This is a genomic window from Candidatus Accumulibacter aalborgensis (genome assembly GCF_900089955.1).
Taxonomy (GTDB): Bacteria; Pseudomonadota; Gammaproteobacteria; order Burkholderiales; family Rhodocyclaceae; genus Accumulibacter; species Accumulibacter aalborgensis.
Genome location: NZ_FLQX01000084.1, coordinates 1 through 5,215, shown reverse-complemented (window position 1 = coordinate 5,215; position 5,215 = coordinate 1). Strand labels below are relative to the sequence as shown.

6 protein-coding genes are annotated in these 5,215 nt (G+C 56.0%); all 6 read right to left on the bottom strand.

The window, feature by feature from the left end; all coding sequences use genetic code 11:
* Positions 1–411: 411 nt before the first annotated feature.
* Complete coding sequence (locus ACCAA_RS04935) at positions 412–702, bottom strand: type II toxin-antitoxin system HigB family toxin (protein WP_186406124.1); 291 nt, start codon at positions 700–702, stop codon at positions 412–414.
* Between the two features lie 451 nt (positions 703–1,153).
* Positions 1,154–1,504: a helix-turn-helix domain-containing protein gene (locus ACCAA_RS04930; RefSeq protein ID WP_186406123.1), complete on the bottom strand. Its 351-nt coding sequence runs from the start codon at positions 1,502–1,504 to the stop codon at positions 1,154–1,156.
* 137 nt (positions 1,505–1,641) lie between these two features.
* Positions 1,642–2,097, bottom strand: a complete 456-nt coding sequence (locus ACCAA_RS04925) for a hypothetical protein (protein ID WP_186406122.1) — start codon at positions 2,095–2,097, stop codon at positions 1,642–1,644.
* The gene (locus ACCAA_RS04920; RefSeq protein ID WP_186406121.1) at positions 2,094–2,375 is read right to left on the bottom strand and encodes a nucleotidyltransferase family protein; all 282 of its coding nucleotides are present in this window, start codon (positions 2,373–2,375) and stop codon (positions 2,094–2,096) included. Before ACCAA_RS04920 ends, ACCAA_RS04925 begins: the two co-directional genes overlap by 4 nt.
* Before the next feature lie 238 nt (positions 2,376–2,613).
* On the bottom strand, positions 2,614–2,931 hold the full coding sequence (locus ACCAA_RS04915; protein ID WP_186406120.1) for a hypothetical protein: 318 nt from the start codon (positions 2,929–2,931) through the stop codon (positions 2,614–2,616).
* A gap of 605 nt (positions 2,932–3,536) precedes the next feature.
* On the bottom strand, positions 3,537–5,084 hold the full coding sequence (locus ACCAA_RS04910) for a hypothetical protein (RefSeq protein WP_186406119.1): 1,548 nt from the start codon (positions 5,082–5,084) through the stop codon (positions 3,537–3,539).
* Positions 5,085–5,215 lie beyond the last annotated feature (131 nt).

Genomic DNA, 5,215 nt, shown 5'->3' with positions numbered 1-5,215 from the left:
TTGACATCGCAGGCGTCGACTTTGAGGGAATGCCGTTGACGCACCCGGCGGCGTCGCTTGAAGTCTCCGCGCCCCGGAATAGGCCGCAATCGACGGGCGCGGACTGGCCGTCGGGCAGGCTGAGCTGGGCGCAGGAACCGGTGGCGGCCAGTTATAAGGAGGTGGCTCGGCTGTTTCTGCGGGGGCACGGATCTTGAGGCTGCTGCTCGACACTCACGTCGCCTTGTGGGCCATCACCAGGACCGCTTTGACCGGCTGCTGGTGGCCCAAGGGCTGACCGAAACGATGCGCCTGCTCACTCACGACAGCATGGTCGCTCGTTACGGGGCCGTGCTTGTTTGCGTGTGATCTGGCGGTGGCTGCGTTGGCGATGACGGGGGCGGCGCTTCTATCGCCCGATGAATCGGGCTCCTACCAGGAATACCGACCGCTCATCGAACGAACCAGGCTCACGTAGGAGCCCGATTCTTCGGGCGACCCGCGCTTGCCTGGACGACACGTTCCAGTATGGGTACCGACGAACTTCACGTAGACGATCTGCAAGTTGTAGGCTATGGCGACGATCAGTCGGTAGTCATTGCCCTTGATATTGAATACGATGCGGCGGTTTTTCAGTACGCTGGCACTTCGGTATTGCTCCTTGATATCCGATTTTGTCTGGCGGGTGAATAGGTGCGCCGCGTGAGACCAGGGCAATAGGATCGGGGTCGGCGAGGAGGGCTTCGGCTTGGTCGGCGTAGTCGAGGATCTTGACGGTCGGGAAGCGGATGCCGACCTCGCAGCCGAATCGTTGGTAGCCGAAGTGAGTCGGCTTCCAGTTCTCGCCCCCGTCTGCGAGAACGGCCAGGCTGGCAACCGGACGACGATAGCGATCGTAGAGGCGGTAGTTGTAGGTGAACAGGCGTTCGGGGAAATTGGCGTCGTGTTGGCCTTGGACTTCGACGTGGATGTAGACCTCTGGTTTTCCATGGTGGTCTGTTCCGAGCCAAGTGATCACGATAACGCGGCTGAAAGGGCTGTGTGGCCATTCGTTTTAGAACATGGCGATGAGGCCGGTCCTGGGAAGCAGACGGGTTTGACCCGAAGAATCGGGCTCCGGCAACATTTCCGACGTAGGCACACAGGCAACGCTCGGCAATGCGCTTCGGGTACGCTACCGCCATGCCCGAATGTTTTTGCATTCAGCACATGGTGTGACTACGCCATTGGGGACTGCCCTCCTCTTGAAGGCGACTTGTTCCGACGCTTCGCCGGAATCGTCGTCGTCTTTCAAGTACGCTGCCGCCGCTGGCTGGCTGGCTGGCTTGCGAACCCCAACGGGCTCCTTCAAGCCGGTACGGCTGCGTGCAGCGATCTCTCGACGGTCATTATCCACGCCGAGCGCGGCGCGCATGTGATCGATTTCCGCCGTCGTCACGATGTACTCCTGTTCCTTCCGGGTCAGGTCGTTGCGGGTCAGGCGCAGCTTCGCGTGGATACCCTCGGGAGTCAGCAGGTACGCCATCGCGCACCACCTGGCGTAGTTCAGTGGGTTTGAATTCATGCCCCTGGTCCCAATCGATCTGGGCGTGGGCCTGGGATCGCAGGCGTTCAGCAAGGCTGGAATCGGGACAGGAGCGAGGATGAGGCCTTTACGCCTGGTCATCGTGCGTATTTTCGGAGGGTGATATTGGCGTATGCGATTACTCTGGGCACAGTTGCGAGAAGTACGGGGGACAGTGCTGCGACAGCGGTATAAATCTCGATCATTTTCTCTGCCGCGTACTCATGAGCGATCAGGTTTCTCAGCTCACGGATCGTGATCAGTTCCGCCGCATTGGCCCAACCTCGTTTTTCTGCGCGGTAGATTCTGTCGAGCAGGGAGCCACCGCCCGTCAGCTCGACCTCATCGACCAGGCGGAATACGCGCTGAATGAGCAGGTCAGCCAATCGAGCAAAGCGGCTGGTCAGTGATTCCAGACGCTCCAGTTGTTCTGGCGGCAACCCTTCCTGACCAATGAGGTCGCGACATCGTTCGGTTGAGTATTGAAGATGCCCGGCGGCAAGCTGCAGGCCTGCCAGCTCGTCTTGCAGGAGTTCAATTTTCACTTTCGTCATAATCGCACGCCTTCTTCCATGACCATTCGGGGAAAAGGCCGCGAAGTATCCGGGTACACCACCATGTCGATCTTGCGCTCACCAAGCTGCTGGTGAAGCCGAGCCAGAATACCGAGCTTGGTCATGAGATCGATTTTCCTGGAAAGCACCAGCAGATCGATATCCCCGCCCTTGGCTGCCTCATCGACGCGTGAGCCAAAAAGGTAGATCGAAGCCTCGCCATCGGCCTCATGAATCGCTTCGCGGATCGCTGATTGTTCCCTGGCCGCCAATCTCATGTATTTCTCCAGAAGATAAGGAAAGCAAGGGGTGGTATATGTATTCTCTTGAGAGCAAGGACTCCTTGACGCAGCCCTTCCTGGCCTTCGTTTTGCCGTCCTCTTTCAATTCCGAAGCGTTCGGCATGGCTTTACGTAGAGCATGGTGAGATTTCTTTCCAGTGTGTAGACCAATGCTCTCCACGTAACACGCCTTTGGCATAATTGGTGCCTGATGCGGGGAAGTCGCCTGGTGGCACTAACCGCTGGCCTGTCGTTGAGTCCGGGCCAGTGGGCGCATTTGGTGAGCACGCCCCTGCTTGATGTACCCGAGCGCCATCGCGAGGATGACCGCAAAGACCAGCCCTACCCGCAGCTTCACCTTGTCAACGCCGCGGATGAAGTGCTGAATGCCGCTGCCCCCATGACCGGCGCGCCGGCGACCCCGACCGCCCAAGCAGCCCTGCTCGTAGACCGGGTGGTTGTAGCGAATGGCGGCGGACAACGCTTCAATGGCGAGCGCTTCGTCCGCCTCGAAAGCGTCCACCAAGCCGACGGCCTCGCCGTAGCGAGCCAAGGCCGTGTCTTTGCTCAGGTCGCCGCAACGGACTTATTTCCAGAGCGTGGTGGCGATTTCACCATGAAACAGAGTGGGCGCGATGACCAGACTGCCTTGGCCGAGTCTTTGAGTCTTTCGATGAGGGACGGCGCGAGATCAGTGCGCAAAATGATGTTGGCAGCCGCTGATGCGTCAAGGACGATGCGCATGGGTTAGCGGTCCCGGTCGTCGCAAAGCAGCCGTTCGGGTCCGACGGAAAGCGTTCGGATGCCGGTAGTCGCGATGTCAAGGCTGATGCTTTCGAGAATCTGTTCCCGGCGCCCGCGACCGGTGCTCTCCGTTGCCCTGCGAAGCGCGATCAGCGCCTCCTGCGCCAAACTCCGGTGCGACTGCGGGCGTTTGGTACAGGTCGTCTGGCAGATTTCGAATTTGCAGGGAGGGCATGATCAGGCTCGCGCGTGTGAGGTTTCGTTGTAATGCATGCATTGCGGTGAAGGCAATCTTCAGCCTTCTCCAACGACACATGAGACTGAGCGGCAGTCTGTAAATCCAGCGTGAGTTGCGCCTGCAAGTGCGCGGGTTGGGGTCCTGAAGGGTAAGAAGGCGACAGCACCTGGAGCCGGTCAGCCATCAGCTAGGTATGCTTTTTCCCACCGCTTTTGCCATTGTGCGATCAAAACACTCTTGCTCAATGCAATTGCCATGAACACTGAAAGGATATTGCTAAAAGACGCTGACCTATCCCCGCCAAACATATGAGCCAGTTCGTGCAGGTAGGTGCTGGTGGCGTCTCCGAACGAATCGTCCGACAACAGCCACTCCTTCATAGCAATATAGGGCAAATGATAGCGAATCACCTCGCCATAACACCGCTGTTGTGACCGGTTGATCGGAACACAAGAGGTCATCCCTTGCCAAACAGATCTGTCGCTCTTGATGATCATGCAAGGCGGCAACTTGATTTTTTCAAATAATTCTGGCAGCAATGCCAAAGCCAACTCCTCGAGCACTGCAATTCTCTTGCACTCATCTGGCGTGGTTTGCCGAACAAGACTAAATCCACCTTCCGCTTCACAGATCTGTTCCAGTGCTGGATAACCCAGCTTTGCGAACCCTTCCTGAACAAGTTGATACCGTCTACCTGAATTCCTCAACCAATCGCGTGCCTGCCGGCGGCGATTGTATTCCGGTATGTTGCTGCGTTTGACGACTGGTGCAATCAATAGGTGCGGATATTGCTCTTTCCAGGAACGTGTGTCTTCGGCGCTTTTTGCGACGTTATTGACCAACACCCCAACGATCGGATGCCACGACTCAAAATCATATTTTCTACGCGGATAGTCGTGCCACCGTGATTTTATCGCCTCAAGCACCGTCGCCGACGCTTTTGCAGGCAGTTTGCAGGCTACTTTGCTGATAATCTTTATCACATCCATTTTGTAGAGATTTCTTCGCTCGCGATCGATTTGATGATGATCGTGCAAACAGAAGACCAATGGATACGGAAACGAGCCAAGAGCTTGATAGCCCGCAAAAACAATTCCTGGCCCGCTGTCGCCGTAAGTAGCCGGGTATCCTATTGGCTTTTGTTCCGGCGAGCGAAGGTAAGCGGCAACTTCAGATGACTCCCATATTTTTATTCCAAACAGCGGATTGCTCGGGTAGTAAAAACTCAACAATACGCATTGGAGCAAAGCAAGATCACTGAATGGATAAAGACGGAGGAGAGTGTCACTGGAATTATTTTCTCTTTTACCAACAAGATAGGCGAGCGATTTCAGTTGACGAGAATCCACAGACACGTCAGCCGATGTCACCCTTAAATCCCAATTGCGGGAGCACAATTCCACCTGCCAATCATGATCTCTCACCGCACAGAGAGAAGCTATCTTAAAGCCCTCGCCAAAATAGCCCGCGTAGCTCCCGCCATTCTCTCGTTTTGTAGATGCGCCAATAGGAATAAGCCAATCATAACTAAACCCGACACCCTCTGCTTTGAGACAAAGGACTCCTCCTGTTGTTTCAAAGGAAAAACGCTTGTCCCACTCCTGGTATTGCACTGCATCGTAGAAATTCTGGACGAGATCACGCAGAACCTCAAACCTGGACCATCGGACGGGATAATCGAAAATCAAATCCAAGGGAACCAATTTGCGCTCTGGGTTGATCATTCCTTTGATCTCTTGCGTGATGGCTTGTGGCTCGTCAAAAAAGTTCCAGGCTCACATTTCCAGCACCGGATTGGCGCGAAACTTTGCACTTCGCACTTTGGCTGCGTCCGGGTGTCGGCGCTGGCTTGCGT